Genomic DNA, 996 nt, shown 5'->3' on the forward strand with positions numbered 1-996 from the left:
CGTGGCGACGATCTTGCGCTTGCCCGGCTCGCGGCCCTCAAACACCGAGTTGAGCACTTCAACGTTCTGCTGCGCCAGCATCTGAAAGATGAACTCGTTCCCGGCCCGCCGTGCCGGGTCACCGGTGCAGGTCTCCTCCGGCCCCAGCACCACGTACTTCACCCCGGCCATGTGCAGCAGCTCCGCCACGGCCTGGGTGGTCTTCTTCGCCCGGTCCTCGAACGCGCCCGCGCACCCGACCCAGAACAGGTACTCCACATCCTCGGCGAGCTCGCCGTCGAAGACCGGCACCTCGAAGTCCAGGCCCTCGGTCCACGCGAGGCGGTCCTTGGCGTTCTGGCCCCACGGGTTGCCCTTGTTCTCCAGGTTCTTGAACATCCCACCCAGCTCGGTCGGGAAGTTCGACTCGATCATCACCTGGTAGCGGCGCATGTCCACGATGTGGTCGACGTGCTCGATGTCCACCGGGCACTGCTCCACACACGCACCACAGCTGGTGCACGACCACAACACGTCGGGGTCGATGACCCCCATCTCCTCCGGGCCACCGATCAACGGCCGCTCCGCCTCGGCCAACGCCAGCGCATCAATCTTCGCCAGCTTCGCTTCGGCATCGTCGCCGGTGATGCCGACCTCGTCCCCGGCCATGTCCTTACGGCCCCCGGCCAGCAGATACGGGGCCTTGGCGTAGGCGTGGTCACGCAGCGAGGTGATCAGCAGCTTCGGCGACAGCGGCTTGGCGGTGTTCCACGCCGGGCACTGCGACTGGCACCGACCACACTCCGTGCAGGTGGTGAAGTCCAGCCAGCCCTTCCACGAGAAGTCCTCGATCTTCCCCGCCCCGAACACGTCGGTGTCCGGGTCGGCCTCCTCGAAGTCCAGCGGCTTGCCCGCCGACATCATCGGCCTGACCGCACCCAGCGCGACACCACCGTCGTCCTCGCGCTTGAAGTAGATGTTGAAGAACGCGCTGAACCGGTGCCAGGCGATGCCCAT

At 66.4% G+C, this 996-nt stretch carries 1 protein-coding gene; it reads right to left on the minus strand.

All coding sequences use genetic code 11. The annotated features are described in order from the left end of the window. The coding region (locus F1721_RS34220) for a (Fe-S)-binding protein (protein WP_150071001.1) at window positions 1–996 on the minus strand (996 nt) is incomplete at both ends.

Source organism: Saccharopolyspora hirsuta, from assembly GCF_008630535.1.
Lineage (GTDB): Bacteria > Actinomycetota > Actinomycetes > Mycobacteriales > Pseudonocardiaceae > Saccharopolyspora > Saccharopolyspora hirsuta.